The organism is Photobacterium sp. (assembly GCF_057456235.1).
In genome coordinates this window covers 56737-81634 of the sequence record NZ_JBVCPH010000012.1, presented here as the reverse complement: position 1 = coordinate 81634, position 24898 = coordinate 56737, and the positions used below count along the sequence as shown (strand labels likewise).

General features: G+C 44.6%; 24 protein-coding genes, 1 tRNA gene and 1 pseudogene. 11 read left to right on the top strand and 15 right to left on the bottom strand.

The window, feature by feature from the left end:
• Positions 1-78: 78 nt before the first annotated feature.
• The 5 genes and pseudogenes from tnaA to dmeF all read right to left on the bottom strand — a co-directional run bounded on the left by tnaA (position 79) and on the right by dmeF (position 3951).
• A complete protein-coding gene (tnaA, locus tag AC2204_RS14120; RefSeq protein ID WP_318926320.1) occupies positions 79-1545 on the bottom strand; it encodes a tryptophanase in 1467 nt (488 codons plus the stop codon).
• 211 nt (positions 1546-1756) lie between these two features.
• Entirely contained in the window at positions 1757-1843 is an 87-nt protein-coding gene (tnaC, locus tag AC2204_RS14115; RefSeq protein ID WP_413466707.1) for a tryptophanase leader peptide, read from the bottom strand.
• A 172-nt stretch (positions 1844-2015) separates the two neighbouring features.
• A complete protein-coding gene (tnaC, locus tag AC2204_RS14110; RefSeq protein ID WP_413466705.1) occupies positions 2016-2114 on the bottom strand; it encodes a tryptophanase leader peptide in 99 nt (32 codons plus the stop codon).
• A 512-nt stretch (positions 2115-2626) separates the two neighbouring features.
• Positions 2627-3043 carry a MarR family winged helix-turn-helix transcriptional regulator gene (locus AC2204_RS14105; RefSeq protein WP_318926319.1) on the bottom strand — a complete coding sequence of 139 codons (417 nt, stop codon included), beginning with the start codon at positions 3041-3043 and terminating at the stop codon, positions 2627-2629.
• A pseudogene (dmeF, locus tag AC2204_RS14100) lies at positions 3006-3951 on the bottom strand (CDF family Co(II)/Ni(II) efflux transporter DmeF). The gene AC2204_RS14105 and the pseudogene dmeF overlap by 38 nt, the downstream one beginning before the upstream one ends.
• Before the next feature lie 713 nt (positions 3952-4664).
• Here dmeF and AC2204_RS14095 point away from each other — a divergent pair.
• Complete coding sequence (locus tag AC2204_RS14095; protein WP_318926317.1) at positions 4665-5900, top strand: site-specific integrase; 1236 nt, start codon at positions 4665-4667, stop codon at positions 5898-5900.
• 570 nt (positions 5901-6470) lie between these two features.
• Positions 6471-7793 carry a hypothetical protein gene (locus tag AC2204_RS14090; RefSeq protein ID WP_318926316.1) on the top strand — a complete coding sequence of 441 codons (1323 nt, stop codon included), beginning with the start codon at positions 6471-6473 and terminating at the stop codon, positions 7791-7793.
• A gap of 108 nt (positions 7794-7901) precedes the next feature.
• Here AC2204_RS14090 and AC2204_RS14085 read toward each other — a convergent pair whose 3' ends face one another.
• Entirely contained in the window at positions 7902-8981 is a 1080-nt protein-coding gene (locus AC2204_RS14085; protein ID WP_318926315.1) for a hypothetical protein, read from the bottom strand.
• 511 nt (positions 8982-9492) lie between these two features.
• On the opposite strand from AC2204_RS14085, the gene AC2204_RS14080 reads away from it, so the two are divergent.
• From AC2204_RS14080 to AC2204_RS14060, 5 genes are all read left to right on the top strand, one after another.
• On the top strand, positions 9493-9831 hold the full coding sequence (locus AC2204_RS14080) for a hypothetical protein (RefSeq protein WP_036802973.1): 339 nt from the start codon (positions 9493-9495) through the stop codon (positions 9829-9831).
• Positions 9832-10127: 296 nt separating this feature from the next.
• Entirely contained in the window at positions 10128-11096 is a 969-nt protein-coding gene (locus tag AC2204_RS14075) for a hypothetical protein (RefSeq protein WP_318926314.1), read from the top strand.
• 72 nt (positions 11097-11168) lie between these two features.
• Positions 11169-11411 carry a helix-turn-helix transcriptional regulator gene (locus AC2204_RS14070; protein WP_318926313.1) on the top strand — a complete coding sequence of 81 codons (243 nt, stop codon included), beginning with the start codon at positions 11169-11171 and terminating at the stop codon, positions 11409-11411.
• Complete coding sequence (locus tag AC2204_RS14065; protein ID WP_318926312.1) at positions 11404-11658, top strand: hypothetical protein; 255 nt, start codon at positions 11404-11406, stop codon at positions 11656-11658. Before AC2204_RS14070 ends, AC2204_RS14065 begins: the two co-directional genes overlap by 8 nt.
• Positions 11652-13205 (top strand): replication endonuclease, encoded by a 1554-nt coding sequence (locus AC2204_RS14060; RefSeq protein WP_318926311.1) that lies wholly within the window; start codon positions 11652-11654, stop codon positions 13203-13205. Before AC2204_RS14065 ends, AC2204_RS14060 begins: the two co-directional genes overlap by 7 nt.
• A 48-nt stretch (positions 13206-13253) precedes the next feature.
• Here AC2204_RS14060 and AC2204_RS14055 read toward each other — a convergent pair whose 3' ends face one another.
• The 7 genes from AC2204_RS14055 to rpsU all read right to left on the bottom strand — a co-directional run bounded on the left by AC2204_RS14055 (position 13254) and on the right by rpsU (position 19612).
• Positions 13254-14024 (bottom strand): reverse transcriptase domain-containing protein, encoded by a 771-nt coding sequence (locus AC2204_RS14055; RefSeq protein ID WP_318926310.1) that lies wholly within the window; start codon positions 14022-14024, stop codon positions 13254-13256.
• 124 nt (positions 14025-14148) lie between these two features.
• Positions 14149-14334: a hypothetical protein gene (locus AC2204_RS14050; RefSeq protein ID WP_318926309.1), complete on the bottom strand. Its 186-nt coding sequence runs from the start codon at positions 14332-14334 to the stop codon at positions 14149-14151.
• A gap of 476 nt (positions 14335-14810) precedes the next feature.
• Positions 14811-14886: transfer RNA gene (locus AC2204_RS14045), tRNA-Ile, on the bottom strand.
• A 223-nt stretch (positions 14887-15109) separates the two neighbouring features.
• On the bottom strand, positions 15110-16951 hold the full coding sequence (gene rpoD, locus AC2204_RS14040) for an RNA polymerase sigma factor RpoD (protein WP_318926308.1): 1842 nt from the start codon (positions 16949-16951) through the stop codon (positions 15110-15112).
• Positions 16952-17043: 92 nt separating this feature from the next.
• Positions 17044-18795, bottom strand: coding sequence for a DNA primase (dnaG, locus tag AC2204_RS14035; RefSeq protein ID WP_318926307.1), 1752 nt, complete (start codon positions 18793-18795; stop codon positions 17044-17046).
• A 131-nt stretch (positions 18796-18926) separates the two neighbouring features.
• Positions 18927-19370, bottom strand: a complete 444-nt coding sequence (locus tag AC2204_RS14030; RefSeq protein ID WP_318926306.1) for a GatB/YqeY domain-containing protein — start codon at positions 19368-19370, stop codon at positions 18927-18929.
• A gap of 26 nt (positions 19371-19396) precedes the next feature.
• The gene (rpsU, locus tag AC2204_RS14025; protein ID WP_062691783.1) at positions 19397-19612 is read right to left on the bottom strand and encodes a 30S ribosomal protein S21; all 216 of its coding nucleotides are present in this window, start codon (positions 19610-19612) and stop codon (positions 19397-19399) included.
• 253 nt (positions 19613-19865) lie between these two features.
• Between rpsU and tsaD the strand changes: the two genes are divergently transcribed.
• A complete protein-coding gene (tsaD, locus tag AC2204_RS14020) occupies positions 19866-20885 on the top strand; it encodes a tRNA (adenosine(37)-N6)-threonylcarbamoyltransferase complex transferase subunit TsaD (RefSeq protein ID WP_318926305.1) in 1020 nt (339 codons plus the stop codon).
• Positions 20886-20917: 32 nt separating this feature from the next.
• On the opposite strand, the gene plsY is transcribed toward tsaD, so the two are convergent.
• The gene (gene plsY, locus AC2204_RS14015) at positions 20918-21535 is read right to left on the bottom strand and encodes a glycerol-3-phosphate 1-O-acyltransferase PlsY (RefSeq protein WP_318926304.1); all 618 of its coding nucleotides are present in this window, start codon (positions 21533-21535) and stop codon (positions 20918-20920) included.
• Between the two features lie 236 nt (positions 21536-21771).
• Between plsY and folB the strand changes: the two genes are divergently transcribed.
• Genes folB through AC2204_RS14000 form a run of 3 tightly spaced genes read left to right on the top strand, consistent with a single transcriptional unit; the run spans position 21772 to position 23419 of the window.
• The gene (gene folB / locus AC2204_RS14010; RefSeq protein ID WP_318926303.1) at positions 21772-22125 is read left to right on the top strand and encodes a dihydroneopterin aldolase; all 354 of its coding nucleotides are present in this window, start codon (positions 21772-21774) and stop codon (positions 22123-22125) included.
• Positions 22122-22613: a 2-amino-4-hydroxy-6-hydroxymethyldihydropteridine diphosphokinase gene (gene folK, locus AC2204_RS14005; protein WP_318926302.1), complete on the top strand. Its 492-nt coding sequence runs from the start codon at positions 22122-22124 to the stop codon at positions 22611-22613. The genes folB and folK overlap by 4 nt, the downstream gene beginning before the upstream one ends.
• Entirely contained in the window at positions 22613-23419 is an 807-nt protein-coding gene (locus AC2204_RS14000; protein ID WP_318926301.1) for an undecaprenyl-diphosphate phosphatase, read from the top strand. Before folK ends, AC2204_RS14000 begins: the two co-directional genes overlap by 1 nt.
• 106 nt (positions 23420-23525) lie before the next feature.
• On the opposite strand, the gene AC2204_RS13995 is transcribed toward AC2204_RS14000, so the two are convergent.
• Positions 23526-24761 (bottom strand): multifunctional CCA addition/repair protein, encoded by a 1236-nt coding sequence (locus tag AC2204_RS13995; RefSeq protein WP_318926300.1) that lies wholly within the window; start codon positions 24759-24761, stop codon positions 23526-23528.
• Between the last annotated feature and the right edge of the window lie 137 nt (positions 24762-24898).

The following is a 24898-nucleotide window of genomic DNA, read 5'->3' as shown; positions in this document are numbered from 1 at the left end:
GATGAACCTAAACCGTATTTTTTATTATGTGTTTAGGAAAAGAGCGCAACCCCAAGGGGTTGCGCTCTTTTATTGTAATTAAGCTTCTTCTAGAGTTTTGGTTTTCGTTTTTGTCACCTTTTGCGCGGGCTCAACTTCTTCGAGTCGAGCAGTAAAGTGACGAAGCACCGCAGGCTCATAGGTGAAATCAAGACCTTTCACATTTGCGGCGTTTTCCTTCACTTTTTGGAACGCTTCGATAACGAAATCCATGTGCGTTTGAGTATAAGTCGCACGCGGGATAGTCAGACGAAGTAGCTCCGCAGGACAAGGATGTTGTTTGCCCGTCGCTGGATCGCGACCTAGTAATAAAGAGCCGATTTCAACTGCGCGGATACCCGCAACTTTATAGAGTTCGCAAGCCAGTGCATGGGCTGGGAACTGCTCGGAAGGAATGTGTGGAAGCAGCTTGCCTGCGTCTACGAATGCTGCGTGACCACCCGCTTGCTGGCAGACGACACCGATAGCTTCCAGGCCATCTACAAGGTATTGCACTTGACCGATGCGATATGCCAGCCACTCCTGACGCATACCGTCATAAAGGCCAACGGCAAGACGCTCCATCGCTCCGCCTTCCAGGCCACCGTAGGTTGGGAAACCTTCCTGAATCACACACAAAGTACGACACTCGGTGTACGCATCCATCATCGACTCATCTTTGAAGCAGAGCAGCCCACCCATCTGTACCATGGCATCTTTCTTTGCCGACATCGCCAGGCCGTCTGCATACTTGTAGGACTCGCGAGTGATCTCTTCGATAGTCCAATCTTTGTAACCAGGCTCACGCTGCTGAATAAAGTAGGCATTCTCAGCATAACGAGCAGAGTCCATAATCACTGGAATATCATACTTCTTCGCGATCTCATACACGGCTTTTAGGTTGGCGATAGAAACAGGCTGACCACCTGCAGAGTTACAGGTAATAGTACTTACAATGTAAGGTACGTTTACAGGATCTGCGGCAAGGATCGCTTCTTCTAGCTTGACAAGGTCAAAGTTACCTTTGAAGTCGGCATTGACCGAGGTATCAAACGCTTCTTCTGTATATACATTTTTCGCCACACAACAGTTCACCTGAGTGTGACCTTGTGTTGTATCAAAGAAGTAGTTAGACAGTGCGACCATCTTGCTACGGTCTAGTCCCTTCTCCATTTCACGTTTCTTAATAAGAACAGGAATGTAGATTTGCTCGGCACCACGACCTTGGTGGGTCGGAATGGTTAGTTCATAACCAAAGATATCTTTTACCGCGTTTGCAAGTGCATAGTAGCTGCGGCTACCGCTGTATGCTTCATCACCGCGGAACATCGCGGCTTGCATTTCTTGAGTAATTGCACCTGTTCCACTGTCAGTCAGTAGATCGATAAATACGTCTTCACTATCTAGTAGGAATGGGTTCATACCTGCTTTTAAAATAGCTTCATCGCGATATTCACGAGTAGTACGTTTTACCGGTTCAATAACACGGATACGGAATGGTTCAGGTAAGTGTTTAAAGTTTTCCATAATAATGCCTTTACTCTTATGTGGTGTGTTGTTCACCAGAAGTTAATATTTGGTTTTATAAAAAATAAAAATTAAATGAATAACATTCCTTCAACGTTATCGGATGTGCTGATTTTTATGGTGAATAAAATCGCGCCAAATAAATAACGAAATATCAGGGTTGCTAATGTCGCCTACAATAAATCAGGCGTAAACGCGATCAGAATGATTTTTATGGGAAATAGTAAGATATTTTATTATCTTCAATATACCATGGTGTCAGCAATGACAAAGATGATGATTGCCATCTCAGATACATATTCATGTTATTTTCCAATATGAAAAACAAGTTAAAAATTAACGTTCATTATTATGGGTTAAATATGCAGGTGCGAATTGACACCACACAATTAAATTAACCTAATAACATTAAAAGTTAGTTGTTAAAATATATTGATTTTTTGAGGCTGCGCTAAATTCGCCTCTAGACTTTACTCTGAAGATAAATGAAAGGATAGTTTGTGATCTACGTTATACCAGGCTAACAATGTTAGCGCCGAAGTTGATTGCCATTTGAGGTACACGTTCATTTTATGTCCTATATGGAAAAGCAATGCGTTAAACTAATGACGAAAGTATCCTATAGTTCAATTGTTAAATATATGCTTGTTATCAATAAATGTGACCAAGCCAAGCAAAAAATCGCATGCGGAAATTGAATGGCTGTCAGGTTGTGACCGAAGTCAAAGATAGAAAGTAAAGGGCTTTGCATTTGGTTTGAATCTATCGGTTTAGTGCCATCCACATCTCATATACGCAGGTTACCTCTAGACAATACTCAGTCATGATTCAGTGAATTTTCAGTCGCCAATCTTTTCTAGGGTGGGTGAGTGGTCAGGACAATTGGGCAGGGTGTTAGCGTTTAACATTCGCCCCTTAGCGTGGAGTTTTGTCAAGAGGTGTATGATTTATCAACACTATACGCCAGTTGATGTAAAAGCTGACGAATATACCAAGCAAGATATCACCCCAATCCTATAATCCACGCTTTAATGAGGCGCAACCGCGATGAACAGCGTTGCGTCTTTTTTATCACACCTTGTTAAAATTCTTGGTTCATTTTATTAAGGCATGAAGCAAAAAGCTCCTCATGTTCAGGATCGATATGTCTAGTGAGATCCTTAACTAAATCCAAGTGTAATTGATTATGATGGCGGTGAATTATCTGACCTTCTTCTGTCAGTCTGACAACGATAGCTCTGCGGTCACTAGGATGGGCACAACGCTCGATTAAGTTTGCGGTAACGAGTTTTTCGATTTGAACCGTTAAGGTTCCAGTCGTGATCCCTAGTTTCTCTGCTAGTTCTTTCATCCTCAAAGCACCATGAACACCTAACACTTCTATCGTATGAACTTGAGCAAGGGAGTAACCCGTTTCTCTCACAACAGATTGCTCCCAAGACGACATTTTATCGTAAAACTCAGTAAGAAGTTGATTTAAAAGCTCTATGTTTCGCATGGTGATGAGGTATGTACTTCCAGAGTAAGATGATTAATCTTATCAAACTTGGCAAGCTTTTGCTTGTATTCACCAGCCGTCAAACTGGTTGTTGAGTCCAGTGTTATTGCTGCAGAGTAATGGTGCCCACTAATTTTCCAAATGTGTAAGTCAGTTACCGTCGCAAAAGGAGCAAGTTCATCTTTGATGGCAATACGATATGCCTCGTCAATATTCTCATCAAGTAAGATTGGGCTCGTTTGGTTGAGCAAGTTAAGTGTCCATTTCGTAATTACGACGGCTCCCACCATACCCATAAAGGCATCAAGCCAGTTCCATCCATAAAACTTGCCAAAAAGTAGTGCGACTATTGCGAGCAGTGAAGTGAGTGTATCTGCGAGAACATGTAGGTATGCGGCTCTGAGGTTATGATCATGGTGGTGGCTATGCCCATTATCATGTGAATGAGAGTGGTCATGATCATGATGATGATCTCCAAGCAAGAACATACTTGCAACGTTTACTGCCAGACCGACACATGCGACAGTTATAGCCTCATTAAACTGGATGTTTTGTGGGTTAAATAATCGATGTACAGACTCCGCAAACATTAATAACGCCACAATCCCTAATGCAATCGCACTCGTGTAGCCACCAAGCACACTCACCTTGCCGGTACCAAACGAAAATCTATCATTTTCCGCGTGTTTTTTAGCATAACGGTATGCGAATAATGTTATGCAGAATGCAGCAGCATGAGTTCCCATATGCCAGCCGTCAGCCAACAGCGCCATTGAACCAAATACTGTCCCTGCAACAATCTCAACGATCATTGTCATGACCGTTAGTATCAGTACGTAGAACGTTCTCTTTTCACCATGATGGTTATGGCCTGAAAAATCATGATGATGTTTTAGTGATAAGTTCAAAGTCCCACCATTAGTTTGATTGTCAAATTATTTGATTGTCAATTTAGTTTGATTGTCAATTTAGTTTGATTGTCAAACATTGTCAAACGTAGATATCGAGTGCACATATTTGTGTCCTATTCGGTGAATGGTAGTGGCTCTGGATAGAGAGCTTGTAGTGCTAGGGACCTCATTAACCACTGTAATGGCTAACAGGAAGTCCTGAAATACGTTTTGGGGCAGCGGCGTGTTAAATGAATCAAGTCCGATTAGGAGTGATGCGAGTTACAAGCAGGATGATTCAGCCCCGCGTTATAGGTGTATATAACGATACTTCGGCAAGTCTGTGCATCTGTAAAACGGGTTGCCAGCGTTGCGGCCGGAGGATAAAGCACTCTCTGCTGGGGGAATAGTCGTCGGGAATGGAAGCCTGAAAAATTTGTAGTACAGCTTTTAGAAATGCAAAAGGCCGAAGTGGTTATTAACCGCTTCGGCCTTTCTATATCTGGTGGCCCCTGTCTGACTTGAACAGACGACCAAGCGATTATGAGTCGATTTTTTAGTGAATTCCAATGAACGCCAGTGAACAGTAATGTGACATAACTCCATTTGTTATCAATGACTTATAGTTACGAGTTGGTTTTTCGTTGTTCACTGAGATCTACTGAAATACAATTCATTTGCTACATATATGCTACATATAGAGAGTGGCCTAATGCAGGGAAGCGAATGAAATGGCATTGAAGAAGAAGATATCGGCCTCAACCATCAAACAGCTCACAGTTGAAGACAAACGACTCAATGATACTGAGATTCTCGGTTTTCATGCTCGAATCTCCAGTGCGGGTCGTATCGTCTATTACCTTTACTACCGTCTTGATGGAAAACAGGTCAACTACAAGATTGGTCCCGCCAGTGATCTAACGCCAGCACAGGCTCGAGACCTTGCCAAAGAGAAAATGGGTGAGGTAGCAAAAGGTAATGATGTTCATGCCGTGAAGAAACAAACAAGAGAAGATACCCTTCGTCGTAAACACCTCAATTTGTCAGTCTTCCTCAAAGAACGTTACCTCCCTTTCTTACATACCCGCAATCCTAAAACAGCTAACCGAATCGTTAACCACCTTCGTTCTCGATTCGACCTCCTGTTAAAAAGAGACCTTGACCAAATAACAGCGTGGGATTTGGAAAAGTGGCGCAGTGAACAACGTAGATTGGGTAAAGCACCTGCAACGATCAATTACACCGTCAATACTCTGAAGGGGGCATTATCTCGTGCAGTAGAGTGGGGGCTCATTGACAGTCATGAACTCAGTAAGGTTAAAGCAATCAAGAGTGATAATACTCGGGTGCGATATTTAACCGAGATGGAAGAGAAGAGATTACGGCATGCACTTAAAGACCGCGATCAGAAAATTCGCCTTGCTAGACAATCAGCAAATGAACACAAAATTAAACGACATAAAGAACCTTCACCGAGTTTGGATGAGATAGCCTTTTCTGATTACCTTGAGCCATTGGTATTGATTGCTATGAATACCGGATTACGTAGAGGTGAGCTGTTGAACCTTGCTTGGGGGGATATTTCTTTTTCAGGTCGATACTTAACGGTCCGCGCCAGTAATGCTAAATCAAAAGAAGGACGAATCGTACCTCTTAATAATGAGGCGTTTTCAATATTGGAAAGTTGGCGACAGCAAAATTCCGATTCCCTCTATATATATGAGGGGAAAACAGGCCAACCCCTGACGGATGTGAAGAAGCCTTGGGGCTTGGTGCTGGAAGCTGCTTATATAACAGACTTCAAGTTTCACGACTTACGTCATCACTTTGCCAGTAAGTTGGTGATGGCTGGCGTTGATCTGAATACTGTTCGCGAATTGTTGGGGCATGCTGATTTGAACATGACTTTGAGATACGCGCATTTGGCACCGGAGCACAAAGCGGCTGCGGTAAACCTAATCGGGTGATTAATTCGCTTTAGCTCCTATTGCGCCATACAACACCATCAAAGTGTAGCGTTCTATTGTTGATGATAGAAAGAACACGGCTGAGTTGCTTTTGGACAGAAGTGATTTAGAACTTATGCTTAAACTTGGATCTGTCGGATAAGAGAAAGTACCTCAAACTACCAAGTACTGATCTGTTACTACCGACATCGTTATTCACACTGTTACCCTCACAAACGAGAAGAACCGAACGTGGGAAATTTTTAGGATGGTCAAAATGACCTCATAAATAATTTTCACTAGCCTGCCTGCTTTGGGCACAAAAACCTTAGATTTTTTCTAATTTGAGTTTTTCGGAGCCGATGAGCTTGGTTAACTTATAAGTAACGGCTATTAAGCAGATCATATTTATTTTTTTGCTACAACTTGTGAAAACTCACTCATCTCTCGATTTAGTCGTACTCTAAACTGGATACTAAGCTAAAAAATCACATAAATCACACAAATCATAACAATAGATATTAAAAACAATGTGTTGCAATTATAATGTTGTTAGTTGTAATAAAATATTACCCATATGGATTTAATATCATGAATTTAAAACAGTCAGTGGTTTTAACCGCCTGTGTACTGATGAGCGCCTGTTCTTCAACTTCAACACCTAATAATTCAAATAATGATTCAACCAACATTTCGACAAGTGACGCGTTCTCAGAGGTTAATCTTTATGGTTACCTAGAAAAAGATAAAAAAGGTAATTACAGCTTTTCAAAATTCAAACGCGGTGGAGAAACTCCAAGTCGAATTTCTGAAGAGCCTTGGGTGTCTCTCCATGACATGCAACCTCAATTTGTTGTATCAAACATTGACTGCTCTACCGGAGGTTTACTAGGCAGTGCCTCAAAACCCAATAATAAAATTTGTGACTCTGAGGAACTTAAAGATCAATTGTTCCGTTCATCCACACTAAGTGCAGGTGATGTAGCACAATCAACAGTCCTTAATGCCGCTTACATTGTTTTCTCTTTTGGCCTTGGGGCGTTATCTGCTGAAGGTCACTATACAAGTGAGTTTGACATAGATGCATATGAGAAAGCCGTAAAAGATGCCAGTTCAAAAATCGACCTGAATAAGTTGCGAAACGAACTCGATAAATTTCTTGTTGATAAGCAAGAAAATGAAGATAGTCTGAATGCCGCCATTGATAAAAAATATTTGCAGTTAAAGAACTCACTAGATATTCATTTTATTGATAAAAGTAAGTTGTACAAGGATACCCTTGATAAACAAGCAATAAGGTTGGGCCAGCGACACGTCGATATTGAATTATCTACACCTTGGACCGTTTTTTCAGACATGCCTGAATTATATCAAGCTCTAAATGAGCAAATAAAATTCAAAAAAGAACTAGTAACATTTACGGTTAATTGTGATACAAATCAATTTCGTCAATGGTCACTATCAACCAGCGGTTGTGACAAATCGGTTGGCTTAGGCCATAACCAAAAACTATCTGTAACGTATCAAGTTAATAACAAAAAGTCAGATAAGATAGACTACTTCCCTGCATTAAAAGATAGGAATATCTCTTTAGTTTCTAAAGATAACAGTGAAATAGTGGTGGTTAACAACACAAATTCATTCGTTAAAGTAGATGCGCTATCATTCTACGTTGGTGAAGATATTGAAACTAAAAATAATCTTTCGATTAATATCCCACCTCAAGCAAAAAAACATATCGGTCTTATGAGTGACTATAGATTGACAACAAAAAGACTTACTATGAATAATGTTGTTGCAAGCGATCTTAAGCGAAGCATTAAGATTGGTGCTGCTATGAAATATGTTGTGGTCGATACTGATAAAGAAAAAACGCTATACGATGTAAAACGTGTAATACCAGCTAAATATTAATAGAAAAAATGAGGGAGCTATAACGCTCCCTTCTTTTCCAAATATTGTAGAACGCATAGACCGGAGAGATGGCGTCTATAACCCAAAACGTCCCCAAAATATTTGTATCTAATAACCGTCTACAACCTGTGTCTGGCTCTCTACAGGAGTTCGAACTGGCGCTTTGCCGTCCAGTAGATACGGTTCATCAAGATAATCAGACGCAATATAAGTGTTGCTGTTACTCAAGAACGTGTAAGCCACACCGTTGTAATAGATCACGCGTGGATATTGATCATTAGAACCAAACAAGGTGTATGGTGTGCTGTGATAAGTACGAAGGATGTCGCGCCCCATATGCGTTTCACCCATGTTTCTGTAAGCGAAAATATATTTGTCTCCATTATTTTCGTCAACGGTAAATTTGAACCCAGCACTTTCATCGTGTACAAGACCACTCAACACTTTGACAAAATAAGAGTTATGTCCATTAGTTTTCCAACTAAGTGGTTCCCCCATTAATGCATGAATGGGATCTTGAGCATCAAATTTAATCAATGGATTGAACGAAATTTGAATGACAAACTCGGCAGGCTTATAGATGTAATCAGCATGTAGTGGGCGTTCTTGTGTATTTTTAAAATGCATTACAATACGTGTTGATTCACAGCCATAAATACATGTTGTTTCCCAGCCTAATGTCTTCGCGACTTTTTGTGCTCGCTTGATAGAAAAATCGACTAACGCTGCTTGAGCCTGCTGCTCAGTATTTAACTCTTGTCCATTGTATGTTTTTGGTAGCCATGCTCTTGTTGCGAAGTCCTCACTACCATCGAAGAACTCACCCAACAACACATCAGCGGCAAATACGGCGGTTGCCACATGCGCTCCAGCCCCAGAGTTAAATTGCCCCACAGCTAAGTCTGTCGACATTTGTGCGACCGTGGCAGTTTGTGCAGAGTTCCACTCTTTCACAACCTCTGAATTAGTCACCTTTTTTATGATTTCAGCGCGATTATCGTTTTCCATTAGCATATTAGCCATATAGCTGACTTTTACAACCTCATCCCAATTATCTTTGTTTACTTCAACGCGCTCAGGATAAGTGGTTATGTCGTAAAGGAATGGTTTTTCTGTTCGAGATACCGATACACAGCCACATAAAACAGAAATGGCAGCTACCAAGGGTAAAAGTTTATTAATTTTCATAATGTTAACTAGCAATTATTACAAGGTGGAAAAATATCAGCAACTGTAATTAAGATCCGTGAACGACATCAACAAAAGTAAAACATTACCATGATTATCAAATGCTTATAAATATGACATACCAAGTGGCTATTTAATGTTTGAATATATTTTCAATATACTCATGCTTCTTCTAAGAGGAATCAAAGCTAGCTGTCCCTGATAGCTAGCGAAAAAACAATGCCGCTAAGAACCATTAAAATTTGCGCAACGCTAGGTATTGGAAGTAGCGTGCGATGCTGACTCTCGGAAAAACAGACCATCATCACATTACGTCAAGTATCGAAAATCAGCTTGAACAGCTTATGAATGAGTATTTGATCTAACACCGAATGGGGCAAAAACGTGTTTCAAGTTGGCTTAGTGAATGTCCGGAAATGGCACAGAATTACCGCCTTTAGCAACTAAATCTCTACTACGTTCTGCCCCTGATAGTGATAAAATCTCCGCATCAGAATTAACGAGAAACTCTATGTTTATCCATCATGTTAACGGCATCGACTGGCTGGTGATTACAGCTTTTGAAGAACTGAAAACTATATTTATCGAAGAAGCCGGTGCGATCCCCTTTTGCTTCTCTACCGCCAGCGAATTGAACCTGATTGATCAAGCCAAGCGCACTTATGGATATTTGCCTACACTCAGCGGCGTAATCACCGATACCGGCACTTTTCAAAGCCAGGATAACGAAGAAGATTTGAACCCACAGCTTGCCTGCCTAGTTGAGGGGCGTGGTCGGGTGTTTATCTATTACGGCGGCTTTGTGGCTTTTGTGGATGACGAGCAAACCTTTATTACCCGAATGGACTGAAAATTATTCAGTAAGTTGAAATCGGCGAATTGGCACCCCTAGCAAGGAATGGGGCAAAAGCGTGATAGATAAAGGCTGAACTTGGCGTTGAAATTACCAAAAATTAGATTCGTTGTCCTAAGGCAATGCTCCCGCCTTTTCGATAGCCATATGGATTTGAGTAATCAGTTTATAACTGAGTCAAAGAGTAATTCTTATCGATAAATGCGAGTCACTTAACGGCTATGCAGCGGTCTATTTGAGCTAATCGAACCCAATCGATAACTTGTAATCTTTGCAACCAATAACTGATGCATATGATAAAGCGCAATTTCTATCGAATTGATGAGATCTCCGATATAACCAGCCTAACCAAAAGTGACTTACTAGATGCTGTCGAGCGCCAAGATCTTGCATTATGCGCTTGGATAGAAGGAAAAGATTTCGGCTTGGTAAGCAAAACAAATGCTTTATTAGGTCTGTTTGACTATAACGGTACAGTTAGCTTAACCAAACAACAATCCCAAACGTTGCTTTGTGAAGGCAAAAGTATTCGCCTTGAACAGTTTAAGATCCAAGAGCCAGAGCGAATCAAGGCGATCGTAGATTGTCGGGATCGGTTCGCTGGTTTGCCTAACCGCACCTTTTCGAAGCTACTATACCGAAGTGATGTGCCTACATCTCTGTTCGTGGCGTGTGGCTCTGTTGGTGAGGTATCTGACCAACTAGCCTCTTTGAATCATATTAAGGAAAAGCAGCAAAAAGCGTTAGAGCAGGGCGAAAAGGTTAAGTTATTTGATGATTGGATGTCTTTATTTGTCGATGCACCCGTTAAACAGCTTGGTATTCAACCTATAGAAATTAAGCCAGAACAGTTACGGTTTGATATTCGAAAATTAACCGAATATTTTGGTATTGATTGCTTAAAACAACCTGAACGTTTAGGCGTAACTAACCGAACCGTTAACCAAAAGGATTCGCTTTCAAGCCAAACGGTAAAGCCAATAAAACCAAATATGGAGACAAACCCGCTCAAGGTGGTGATTCATTCCATCTTAGATGTTTGGCCTGATTTAGGGTCAAGGCAGGTTTGGAATGCCTTAAAAGAAGATGTGTTAACCGAAACCCGTCGTTTTGATGATGAGTGCGTGATTGATGAAATGGATTCGGAACAGATAATCCGTTTTGGTGTTGGTACTGAAGCCCAAGTGACAACAGGTTTTTCCCGCTTCAAAAACCTTGTTTCAGAGGTAAAGAAAGAACGAAAACAAAAAGTATCACGCTGAACGTCACGCTCAGCGTAACGTGACGTTTTGCAGTTGTAGATTGTCTCTCAGTAAACAACTGGAGACACAAACATGCAGTCAGCAACTCAAGAAAAACGTGTATACACAGAACAAGAAACATCCCACTACATCGGCATGAGCCGTTCCTTCCTTCGTCAGTCGCGAATGGAAGGGCTACGCAAGAACCGCACTGAATCCCCGCCGTTTATTAAAATTGGCCGCGCTGTGCGATACCTCAAAGAAGATCTCGACCAATGGTTAGATAGCCATCGCAAAATGCATCAACTCTCTCATGAAGGGGGCGCTTATGCATAACCTCACTAAAGAGCAAAAGAATGTATTGGAATGGTTGAAGCAAGGCCATACGTTCGATGTTTGCTCTGAATACTGCTCTATGCAAGGGAAGGTGATTTTATCTCATCCCCTTACAACTCGAATTATTCATCCAACCATTTGCAAACTTCGCCGTGAAGGCTTGATTAAGTACCACGAAATTCAGAAGTATGGTGTTCGTTGGGATCGCTTCTCTATCACGCTGAAAGGGAAGATGGCGTTATGCTAACAGGGTTAAATTTTGCCGTGGTCGACTGGGACGATAAGGAATTTGTAAAAGGCCGTCTTCGGCCTTTTCCTGATTTTGTTCAGCAGAAACTGTTTAACCATTATCTTTCAATGCCGAGCAAACGGGATCGCAATGCGTACCTCAGGGAAACAACGGATTCTCTCGCCAATAAGATTTCAATTCCTATTAAAAAGCTCAATCTTAATGTCAGTGAAGATGGGCTACGGGCTGATGCCAAGAGTTTTTCGTCTGCTTGCCTTTCTCTTCGTCGTTTCCATATCAACGAACCAGAAGAGGCACTTTTGCAGCTTGAACAGTTTGCTACTATTCAAGGTGTGAAGTCTCCAAGCCGTGAAAGTTATTCAATGGAAGGGATCACAGGCCGTCTTTGTGATGATAAGTGGTGGCTTCGTAAGTTACGTAAAGCCCATAACCGTAATGTTGAGCTGGTTTATCATCACCTCAATCAGGTTAATCGTATTAAGGGCATCTATTGTTCCAATTCAACCTTGAAAGCCAGGATAAACCAGAAACACTTTCAGCAAGAGTACCTGGCTAACACCATCGCAACTAATCAGGATGGACAGAGCTTCTCGCTATTGGAGTTGTCACAAAAAGGCGTCGCTGATCCTAAAATCCGTAAAGCCGAGTTGATGGTAAGGGCGAGGGGCTTTGAAGAGTTGGCGAAAGGGCTTGGTCATGTTGCGACTTTTATCACCATTACTTGCCCGTCTAAGTATCACCGCAGTTATTCAAAGTCTGGTATGGAAAATCCCAACTGGGAAGGTTATACGCCGTTGGATGGTCAGCAGTACCTCAATGAGGTATGGAAGCTGATTCGTTCTAAGTTACATCGTGAAGGGATCCGTTTCTATGGTTTTCGGGTTGCAGAGCCACAGCATGATGGAACGCCGCACTGGCATTTACTCTTGTTTGTTGAGCCGGAACACTACCAAGGCATGACGTCTATCATGCGTGAGTATGCCATGCGCGAAGATAGCCAAGAGAAGGGCGCAGACCAACATCGTTTCACCGAGGTCAAGATTGACGAGAGCAAAGGATCGGCAACAGGCTACATCGCTAAGTACATTTCAAAGAATATCGATGGTGAGAATCTGGATTCCGGAATTTATGGCGAAGATCCTAAAAACGCCGCAGCGCGTGTTGATGCATGGGCCGCTTGCTGGGGTATCAGGCAGTTTCAGCAATTAGGTGGTTGCTCCGTTACTGTTTGGCGTGAACTGCGCCGTCTTAAGTCGTTACTGGGTGAAGGAAAAGTGGCCCAGCAAATTACAGAAGCGGCTGATAGCAGTGATTGGAAAAGCTTTACCCAACTGATGGGTGGTGTGTTCTGCAAACGCAAAGAGCAGGCTTTCCAGCCTCACTATGAGCTGTCGGTTGATACCGATACCGGAGCTGTGAAGACCAGCCAGTATTGCGAGAGCGAGCTTGTCAGGGCGCTTAAAGGTGTCACGATAGCGGGCAAAGCGATCATTACCCGCTTACATGAATGGCGCATAGCGTTTCAGGTGCCATGCGCGCCTTAACTTGGAGTTCTGTGAATAAGTGTATTTTAGAACCGATAATTATTGTTTCTATTGATCTAACATTTTAGCTTGAGCTGGATTGACCGTCCATACATAGCCGCCAATACCATTACGTTGTTGGAGTGAATCACTTTCGTTATAAGCCTTATAAAATAAATTAAATCGTTCTTCTGTCACTTTTAAATGTTTATGGGATAGCTCTATATTGAAAACCTCAACACTTGTTGCAATTGGTGATTCTTTGGAGTCATTGAGAACAAGTTTTGATTTTAGTGCTGCTTCTTTAAATAGTGTTATCCAAGTTGCAAGATAGACTGAATCACTAGAGGAAATAACAATATCATCCATATAAATGGTAACAGTGACATCTCTACTTTCATGGCACTGTTTTATGCATTGTCCTAACGTGCTTTTATCGAGACATAAAGTGGCTAAAATCGGTGATTGACTAAAGCCATATGGTATCGAGTGACTGTGTTCATTCATTCTTAGGTGAGGAACTGTTGAGGCTTTGGCTAGTGCTCTGGCTGCCTCGTAACCTATATGGCTTTTTAATGAACGTGTAACTCTTGTTCGGCTCATTGAACCAAAAAAGTCAGTCAGGTCTAAACAAGAGAAAAAAACATTCTTAGTATGTTCTTTTAAAGCTCGTACATGCCCCCCTTTCTTAAGGTGAAAAAAGTACTCGGGAGCTGTCCATTTTTTATTAACTACATCAATGATTTTTCGACCGAGTAGTTTTGTTTCTTCTTTTGGGACATATACCCACCGACCTGGCTTTACTTCATATTTTTCAGTCCAGCTTACAGGTGAATTCATGTTGGCCTTCAAACGAGGGGGGAGGAGTAATTAAAAAAAGCCATGTCGAAGATTCCACAGATGAGGCCTGGTTAAGTTTTGACCGCCTAACTCACCTGTGTATTACGCTTCTCGTAGCTAACAATTACAAAAAGTCTACAATCGACTGAAAAAGTTCGCTAAAATCCACATCCTTTAGCTTGTCAAGCAGGCCAAGCTTGTCTGCATACGTATAAATACGCATACAAAGCTCAGAGTTCTGAATGAATTTCTTCATTGAACTCTTCTTAGGCTGAGTGCTATCTTCGACAGGGCGGCAATTATTATTCATAATTATTCTCCTCTTACCATCCCTGACACGCCCAGCGCAAGCGCATGACTTTGTTTAAGATGACTTGGAGGGATAACTAATCAAATTATTAATGAGATAACTAATTAGGATATCCAAGTCGGGCATACAATCACTAAGTGACAACTGTAAGAGGTGACGGACCGAACCGCCTTATGCCAGGGATTTTTATAATATATTTCTGGTACTGTAAGTCAATCTTAATTCTTCTAATTTATTGATTAGTAAGCCTTGTGGTTGACTGGGGGCATTTTTTATTGATTTATAGGCAGTCAGCATATGAATGCTATGAGTTTATTTAGATGAGTACATCAAATTTGTTGTTTGATTCTTATTTGATGAGATTGAGGGGCAAAGAGTCTGAAGTTAGATAGAAATAAATGCTACATATATGCTACACAGCTTTCAGAAATGCAAAAGGCCGAAGTGGTTACTAACCGCCTCGGCCTTTCTATATCTGGTGGCCCCTGTCTGACTTGAACAGACGACCAAGCGATTATGAGTCGCCTGCTCTAACCACTGAGCTAAGGGGCCAGTGTGCGGGAAATTATATGGGATGACCTGACGCTTGTCTAGCGATTAAAGGCGATGTTTTGTTTGCTTTTTAGGCAGTTAAAAAATTATTGCCTTGTAATCATTAGGTAAGGAGAGATTACGATTACCGGGCTGGAGAAATGATGAGAGCAGTGCAGAAGGTTGGAGCGGAAATAAAAAAGCGAACCCGAAGGTTCGCTTTTTTTATTGTAAACTTCAGCAGTTACTCGTCAAGGAAACTGCGTAGCACGTCTGAACGGCTTGGGTGACGGAGTTTACGCAGTGCTTTCGCTTCGATCTGACGAATACGCTCACGCGTTACGTCGAACTGCTTACCGACTTCCTCTAAGGTGTGGTCAGTGTTCATGTCGATACCGAAACGCATACGAAGGACTTTAGCTTCACGAGGCGTCAGACCGGCCAGAACATCGTTAGTTGCTCCGCGCAGGTTCGTTGCTGTCGCGGCATCCATTGGTAGCTGCAGCGTGTTATCTTCAATGAAATCACCTAGGTGTGAATCTTCATCATCACCAATTGGGGTTTCCATCGAAATCGGCTCTTTGGCAATCTTAAGCACTTTACGGATTTTGTCTTCAGGCATTTGCATGCGCTCAGCCAGTTCTTCCGGTAAAGGTTCACGACCCATTTCCTGTAGCATTTGGCGAGAGATACGATTCAGTTTGTTGATCGTTTCAATCATGTGTACCGGAATACGGATAGTGCGCGCTTGGTCAGCAATCGAACGAGTGATAGCCTGACGGATCCACCATGTTGCATAAGTTGAGAACTTATAACCACGACGGTATTCGAACTTGTCTACCGCTTTCATCAGGCCGATGTTGCCTTCTTGGATCAGATCCAGGAATTGCAGACCACGGTTGGTGTATTTCTTCGCAATCGAGATAACCAGACGTAGGTTTGCTTCAACCATCTCTTTCTTCGCTCGGCGGGCTTTCGCTTCACCGATAGACATACGACGGCTGATATCTTTAATACGTTCGATTGACAGGCCAGATTCTTTTTCCAGTATTCTCAGCTTATATGATGCGCGACGAAGATCTTCTTCATAGTTCTTCAGACGCTCGGCATACGGCTTGCCAGAATTAAGTGCTTCATCAATCCATTCACTTGAAGATTCGTTGCCAGCAAAGAATTTAATAAAGGTTTTCTTTGGCATCTTGCTGTTATCGACACACATACGCATGATAAGACGCTCATTGGTGCGTACTTTATCCATGGAATCACGTAGTGAGCGAACAAGCTTATCAAACTGTTTTGGGATCAGGCGGAACTGCTTGAAAATTTCAGATAGCTCTGCAACAGCCACTTCGGTCTTCGCATTGTGGCGGCCGTGAGTCGTAATTGCTGTCGCCATTTTTTCATAAGAGTTGCGTAGCTCGAGGAATTTCTCGCGAGCTAACTCTGGATCAATACCAGTATCTTCTTCTTCTTCTTCGTCGTCATCGCTGTCTTCAAGATCTTTATCTTCATCTTCAAGTTCGCTTTCGCTTAGCTCTGAACCGATGTGAGTCGCCGTCGGTGATGCGGTTTGCTCTTCGTTCGGGTCAATAAAGCCAGAGATGATATCAGTCAGACGAAGCTCGTCGGCTTCAACTTTATCAAATTGCTCTAACAGGTGAGCGATTGCAGAAGGATACTCAGCTACTGAACACTGAACCTGGTTAATACCATCTTCAATGCGTTTTGCGATATCAATCTCGCCTTCACGGGTAAGTAGTTCTACCGTACCCATTTCACGCATGTACATGCGAACCGGGTCAGTGGTACGACCGATCTCGCTTTCTACGCTAGATAACGCTTGGGCCGCCGCTTCGATGGCGTCTTCATCTGCATTATCTTCAGTCATCATCAATTCATCGGCATCAGGAGCGGTTTCAACTACCTTAATACCCATGTCATTGATCATTTGGATAATGTCTTCAACCTGATCGGAATCAACAATGTCTTCCGGCAGGTGATCATTTACTTCGGCGTAGGTCAGATAGCCTTGCTCTTTGCCTTTCGCGACAAGTAACTTTAGCTGAGACTGCGGATTTTGCTCCATAGACGATATCCAACTTCGGGTCTGAGTGAGAATTTAGTGTGCAGAGATGCAAACCATTAACTATAACAAATTTCTTAATTGTTGACTACATACTAGCCAGGACGGTTCAGTAATAGTAACTGTAACTCCTGCTTTTCTTCGACTGATAAGCCGACGGTATTTGATTTCGCCTGCAATTTTTCGATTTGTTGTTTAACGCACTGGCCAATTACTTTGTCCATGGCGTCTAAAAATACATCTAGAGTGTTGTCCTCGTCTTTTGACAGAGGCAGTTCCCATGCCGCCAAACGGGCCATCATGGATTCTTGCTTATTACCACGCCAGTTCTCTAGTAGCTGGCCTGTGGTGATATTGGGGTTAGCTCGGCATTTATCAACTATTGACAGCAATAAATTTAACCCAGCTACGTTTATTCCTTCAAATGCCGCCATGTCAAATTCGAGGCTGTTGACAAAGTTCGGTTTCTGGATCAGTAATGCGATCACCTCACGCATTGGTGTTCGCTTAATGTCGGGTTGACCAACTTTTTTAGTTTCAACACCTTGCCTTGATATTAGCTGTTGAAGTTGTGTTTCGTCTGGTAAACCTAACTTTTTCCCGAGCTGCTCACGTAAGTATAGTCGCAGCGTTCCACCTGGCACTTTATCGATCAGCGGAACCGCCAGGGTGCTGATTTTGGCTTTACCTTCTTTGCTGCTGGTATCAACTTGTTGCATCAGGGTATTAAATAAAAACTCTGTCAGGGGCATGGCCTGGTTGATCCGTTGCTCGAATGCTTCCTTGCCTTCACTGCGAATACAGGAATCCGGGTCTTCACCATCGGGTAAAAACATGAATTTCAACTGTCGCCCATCGGTCAGGAAGGGCAGTCCCTGCTCCATGGCGCGCCATGCCGCTTCCCGGCCTGCCCGATCACCGTCGTAACAGCAAACGACAGTACTGGTCTGGCGAAACAGTGTCTGGATATGATCGCCTGTGGTAGCCGTTCCCAGAGAGGCCACGGCATAATCAACCCCAAATTGCGCCAGGGCTGCGACGTCCATATATCCTTCGACAACCAGGAGCTTTTCGGGTTCCCTGTGGGCTTGCAGCACTTCATAAAGGCCGTACAATTCGCGACCTTTATGGAAGATCGGGGTTTCCGGCGAGTTAAGGTATTTGGGGGTTCCATCACCTAATACCCGGCCGCCAAAGCCAATGACGCGCCCGCGGCGATCATGGATCGGAAACATCACTCGGCCACGGAAACGGTCATAACGACGACCATTATCGTTTTCGATCAACATGCCGGTGGTGACAAGTGATTTTTGCGATTCAGGATCCCGGCCGAAACGGCTGCGGACCATATCCCATTGATCGGGGATATAACCGATCCCAAATTTTTGCACGACTTCACCGGACAGGCCTCGGTTTTTCAGGTAATCGATCGCGACTTGTCCATCAGGAGTACGGAGTTGGGATTGGTAAAATTGTGAAATTAACCCCATCTGATCATACAGGCTTCTTTTTTCTGCAGTACGTGGGCCAGAAGGTTTGCCGCCGTCTTCACGGGGAACATCAAGACCGAGTTGTGAGGCAAGCTCTTCAACGGCTTCGACAAACTCAAGCCGATCAAACTCCATGACGAAGTCAAGAACGTTACCGTGCACGCCACAGCCAAAACAGTGATAGAACTGCTTTTCCTGGCTGACAGAAAAGGAAGGGGTTTTCTCATTATGGAAAGGACAACAGGCACCGAAGTTTTTACCCTGTTTCTTTAGCTTCACTCGTGCATCAATGACATCCACGATGTCATGTCGTGTGATGAGATCATCAATAAATGAACGAGGGATTTTTCCTGCCATACAATGAGTAACACCTGAAAATAATTATGGGAATAGAGTGTAAAAATAGACTGAAAAATGTTGACGGTAAAATACAAACAAGCCGCGCATTCCTAATGGATAGCACGGCTTGTTGTAGAATTGGGTTAGTTTTAGCCTAGCTTAGCTTTCACTAATTGACTAACTTTACCCATGTCGGCACGACCCTGAATCTGCGGTTTTAGCACGCCCATTAGCTTACCCATGTCTTGCATGCTGGCAGCACCTGTAGAAGCAATAGCGTCATCCAGCAGAGCGGCAACTTCGTCGTCGCTCAGTGGTTGAGGCATAAATTCTTCAAGCACTGTAATTTCAGCAAGCTCAACATCAGCAAGATCCTGGCGACTTGCAGCTTCATATTGAGCTACAGAGTCACGGCGTTGCTTAACCATCTTAGTTAATACAGCAACAACATCGTCATCAGAAAGTGTTATTCTTTCGTCAACTTCACGTTGCTTGATAGCTGCAAGAACCAAACGGATGGCACCAAGGCGAGGTTTATTTCTCGCTTTCATTGCCGCTTTTTGTTCGTCTTTCAGACGTTCAATCAGAGTCATTACGCGATCCTTTCGTTATCTGACGATTAGTACAGACGAACGCGACGCGCGTTTTCGCGAGCCAATTTCTTCAGGTGACGCTTAACTGCCGCTGCTTTCGCACGCTTACGTACAGTTGTTGGCTTTTCGAAGTGCTCACGACGACGTACTTCAGAAAGAACACCTGCTTTTTCGCAAGAGCGCTTGAAACGACGTAGTGCTACGTCAAACGGTTCGTTTTCACGTACTTTGATTACTGGCATGTAATACTCACCTCAGAGTGATTCGGTTTAACGCTGACAGTCGAAGAGTGTCAGCTGATTAAAAATGGTGCGAAATTCTAATCTGATTAGGGGGCATTTGTAAAGCATTCTGCAACCATGAACTGGTTAATTTCTGTCAAGGGCGGTAACATGGCCCACAATTACTCCCCCTAAATACCAATCTGACGTGTTAAGTGCTCTGAAAGGGCGACATATTTAATCAGATTGGCACTCTAATAGTATAGAGGTTGTTATGCGTATACTGGGCATCGAAACCTCCTGTGACGAAACAGGCGTTGCAATTTTCGATGATGAAAAAGGTCTGCTGTCACATGAGCTTTACAGTCAGGTAAAACTTCACGCTGATTATGGCGGCGTGGTGCCAGAACTGGCGTCGCGCGATCATGTAAAAAAAACCATTCCGCTGATCAAAGAGGCGTTGAAAAATGCAGGGCTAACACCAGCCGATCTTGATGGTGTGGCCTACACTGCAGGGCCTGGCTTGGTGGGGGCATTGCTAGTGGGTGCCACCATCGGTCGCAGCCTGGCATATGCATGGGATCTGCCCGCTGTCGCGGTACACCACATGGAGGGGCATCTGCTGGCTCCGATGCTGGAAGATAATGCACCTGAATTTCCATTTGTGGCCCTGCTGGTTTCTGGTGGGCATACCATGCTGGTGGAAGTCAAAGGCATTGGTGACTACCAGATCCTGGGTGAGTCTGTTGATGATGCCGCAGGTGAAGCCTTTGATAAAACCGCGAAACTGATGGGGCTGGACTATCCTGGCGGCCCGTTGTTATCAAAGCTGGCAGAAAAAGGCACCCAGGGACGCTTTAAATTTCCGCGACCGATGACCGATCGTCCGGGGCTGGATTTTAGCTTTTCTGGGTTGAAAACATTTGCCGCCAACACCATTCGTGCCAATGAGGACGATGAGCAGACCCGTGCTGATATTGCCTTTGCCTTCCAGGAGGCGGTTGTTGATACGCTGGCGATTAAATGTAAGCGCGCGTTAAAACAAACTGGCCTGAAACGGTTAGTGATTGCTGGCGGTGTAAGTGCGAATAAATACTTGCGTCAGGAATTAGAGGCGCTGATGACGAAGATGCAGGGTGAGGTATTTTATCCGCGTACTGAGTTCTGTACCGATAATGGTGCAATGATTGCCTATGCTGGCATGCAGCGCCTGAAGAATCAGGAAACCACCGATCTTGCGGTGAAAGCCTACCCGCGCTGGCCGATTGATCAGCTGGAGCCGGTGAACAACTAAGTTATCGCAGCAAGTAGACAGGGCCGCATTAATCAATTCGATCCGGATTTGGTTTTGCGGCTTATTTTTTGCCAGATTTTGGTCTCTTTACCTTCCAGCAGACGACGTACATTGTCATGGTGGCGGAGTACAATCAGGCAAGAGAGCATTGAGACCGGCATGGTGTATTCCGGTTTTACCATCCAGGTTAACATCGGCGCGGCTAGTGCGGTGATCAGTGAAGCAAGCGATGAGTAGCCGGTAATAAATACCGCCAGCAACCATGTTCCAATCAACATCCCACTGAGATCCCAGCCGATTGGTGCCAGTGCCCCCAAAGCCGTCGCAACCCCTTTTCCGCCCCGGAAATGAAAGAAAATCGGATAGATATGGCCGAGACAAGCGGCAATACCGATAATGCCAAGTAAGAATGGGTTGATGTTGAGGTAGTAACTGAGCCAGACCGGCAGCATACCTTTCAAGATATCGCAGATCAGCACCATGGTTGCGACTTTTTTGCCGCCCAGGCGTAAGACATTGGTCGCCCCGGGATTGCCTGACCCTGAATCGCGGGGGTCGGGCAGCCCATAGAACCGGGTGATTAAGACCGCGCTCGATATAGAGCCTAGCAGGTAGGCTCCAATGATGATCAGAAGAACTAATGGCGTCATGCAAAATTCCAGCGGGCTAGCGACAACATCGCTGCCGTATCATTCAGGTGTTATCGTGATGATAATCACCCGGTTCCATCCCAGATATTCACTCATGTGGTATAGTGCCACTCCAGGTTGATATGCAATATAATGACCTGACGAATGAATGTCATAATTTTTGACGATTACGACCTGATAATACGCGCTTTTGCTCACATTAGGTATCCGACCTCTAACAAAATTAGCGATTGAACATGGATTTAGTATTTATCGAACATCTTGAAGTTATCACCACTATCGGGGCGTATGACTGGGAACAAGAAATAAAACAGAAACTCGTGCTCGATTTGGAAATGGCGCACGATAATCGCCCGGCGGCAAACAGTGATGATGTGGTCTATGCATTGGATTACGCCGCGGTCAGTACCGCGGTGACGGACCATATTCAGAATGGCCGTTTTTTACTGGTCGAGCGGGTGGCGGAAGAAGTCGCCAGTCTGATTATGGAGCGGTTTTCTGTTCCTTGGCTGAAGGTGCGGGTCACCAAACCCGGCGCGGTTGTTAATGCCCGTGGTGTCGGGGTTCAGATCGAGAGAGGCAGCAAGTGACCAGAGTGTACATCAGCCTGGGATCCAATATTGAGCGTGAGTACCATATTCAGGCTGCAATGACTGAGCTGAGAGAACTGGGTGCACATTACCGGGCGTCTCGAATCTTCGAAGCCGAGCCCGTGGGCTTTACCGGCCCCAATTTTTTTAATTGTGTGGTTGAAATAGAGACGTCGCTGACACTTGATAGTCTGCAACAGACCCTTAAACAGCTGGAGCTGCAATACGGGCGGTCGCCGAATGCGCAAAAAAACCAAAGTCGAACGTTAGACCTGGATATCTTGTTGTTCGGTGAGGAGTTACGTGAGGCTGGCCCTGCCGTTCCACGTTCAGACCTTTATAAATTTGCCTTTGTTTTATGGCCGATGGCGGAGCTTTGCCCTGATCGCGTGATTCCGGGTGATGGTCGTACCATCGGGCAGTTATGGCAGGCATTTGAACATTCTCAAGCCTTGTGGCCGGTGGAATTAGTAACAGAGGATAATTAATGAGTCATTTTGAAGCCTTTATGCTGGCCCTGATCCAGGGGCTGACAGAATTTTTGCCTATTTCAAGCTCGGCCCACCTGATCTTACCTTCCGAGATATTAGGGTGGAGCGATCAGGGGTTAGCCTTTGATGTCGCCGTGCATGTCGGTACGTTGGCGGCGGTGATCCTGTACTTCCGCAAAGAAGTGGTGGCCTTGCTATCAGCCTGGATTGGATCGATCTTCAAAGGCCATCGCAGCGCAGAAGCTAAGTTGGCCTGGATGATTGTACTGGCAACGATTCCGGCCTGTATTTTTGGCTTGTTCATGAAAGATATTATTGAGCTGTATCTGCGTTCAGCCTGGGTTATTGCCTGTACGACCATCGTATTTGGCTTGTTGCTATGGTGGGTAGATAAACGTGCAACTCAGCAGGATGATGAATATCAGACGGATTGGAAACGCTCGCTGTTTATCGGATTCTCACAAGCGGCCGCAATGATCCCGGGCACGTCGCGTTCAGGGGCGACCATGACGGCAGCGCTGTATTTAGGGTTTACCCGTGAAGCGGCAGCCCGCTTTTCGTTCCTGATGTCGATCCCGATTATTCTATTGGCTGGTGGCTATCTTGGCACGAAGCTGGTGACCAGCGGCGAACCCGTCGATTTTGGGGCGTTAAACATAGGCATAGCCGTTTCTTTTATCAGCGCTTATGCCTGTATCCATGTGTTCCTCAAGCTGGTAACCCGTTTGGGGATGATGCCGTTTGTTATCTACCGCCTGCTCTTGGGCGGTGGCTTGATTGCATATTTGCTGATCCAGTCATAGCGGCGTTGAATCACCGTATAAAATGGTGCTGATACCGATTGTGAAAAGAACAAAGCCCGGCTGACGTTGCCGGGCTTTGTGTTTTGATGGAAACGGAGACGCAGTGTTAGTGTCTGAATCTCAGCGGTTTCAGCGCTTCCTCAACAGCAACAGCACGACGAATCGCAAGCTGCTCTTTGATCTCTTTCCCTTTAAAGCCTGCCTCAACAATCGGCTTGACGGCAACACCTTGGGCGGCGGTAAACGCGGCCACCAAGATGTCAGCTTGGCGGTATTCATCCTGTTCATGACCTGTTCTGCCTCGCGCATCAGCCCTGCAGCATAGTGCTAGCTGGTTAACCCGTTCGGGTTTTCGCCAGCCATCTATCTGATCCAATATTTTGATAAAGGTCGCCGGGCGCATCTCATCGGCAAGGTGAATTTTAGTATGCTGAGCACATACCATCAGTGCGGTATCGCGATAATCATTGGGGATCCGCAAGCGTTGGCATAACGTTTTTATTGCCTTTAACCCGGTATGGCAATGCATTTTATGGCTTGGTAGCTCTTCCTGGGGAGTTAACGCTTTCCCGAGATCATGTACCTGGGCGGCAAAACGGACCGCCTTATCCTGGCTTAATAACGCGGCCTGTTGCGCTACCAGCAATGTGTGAAGGCCGGTGTCAATTTCCGGGTGCCACTGTTCGGGCTGTGGTACGCCAAACAAGGCATCAATTTCAGGCATCACGAGTCCCAGCGCGCCGCACTGGCGCAAGACGGTTAAAAAAATTTCAGGGTGCTGGGTCGAGAGGGATTTCTCCCATTCTTTCCAAACCCGTTCGGGGGTTAAGGCGGCTAACTCACCGGTGACGACCATTTCCTGCATTAAGGCGATGGTTTCTGCGGCCACGGTAAAACCTAGATGGGCAAAGCGGGCGGCAAAGCGAGCCACGCGCAGTACCCGCAGCGGATCTTCGGCGAATGCTGGTGAGACATGGCGCAAGACTTTATTGTTGAGATCCTGCTGGCCGTGGTAGGGGTCAACCAGTGTCCCGTCGTCGGCCTGAGCAATGGCATTGATAGTCAGGTCCCGGCGTAGCAGATCCTGCTCCAGAGTGACATCGGGTGCCGCATAGCAGACAAATCCGGTGTAGCCGTGACCTGATTTCCGTTCGGTACGGGCAAGGGCGTATTCTTGCTTTGTTTTGGGGTGCAGAAACACCGGGAAGTCACTGCCAACCTGGGTATATCCCTGCGCCAGCATTTGCTCGGGGGTGGCACCGACAACGACCCAGTCTTTATCTTCGACCGATAACCCCAGCAGGGCGTCGCGTACCGCACCGCCAACAAGATATGTCTGCAAATTTTACTCCTATCGTGCTGATTGAATCACTATAACATTTTTGAATGACTACCTTTTTCGACATTGGTCGCTGCAATACGGCATCAAGGTATACAATGATAGTCATCGCAGGTAATTTGATCTGTGTGGATCAGGTA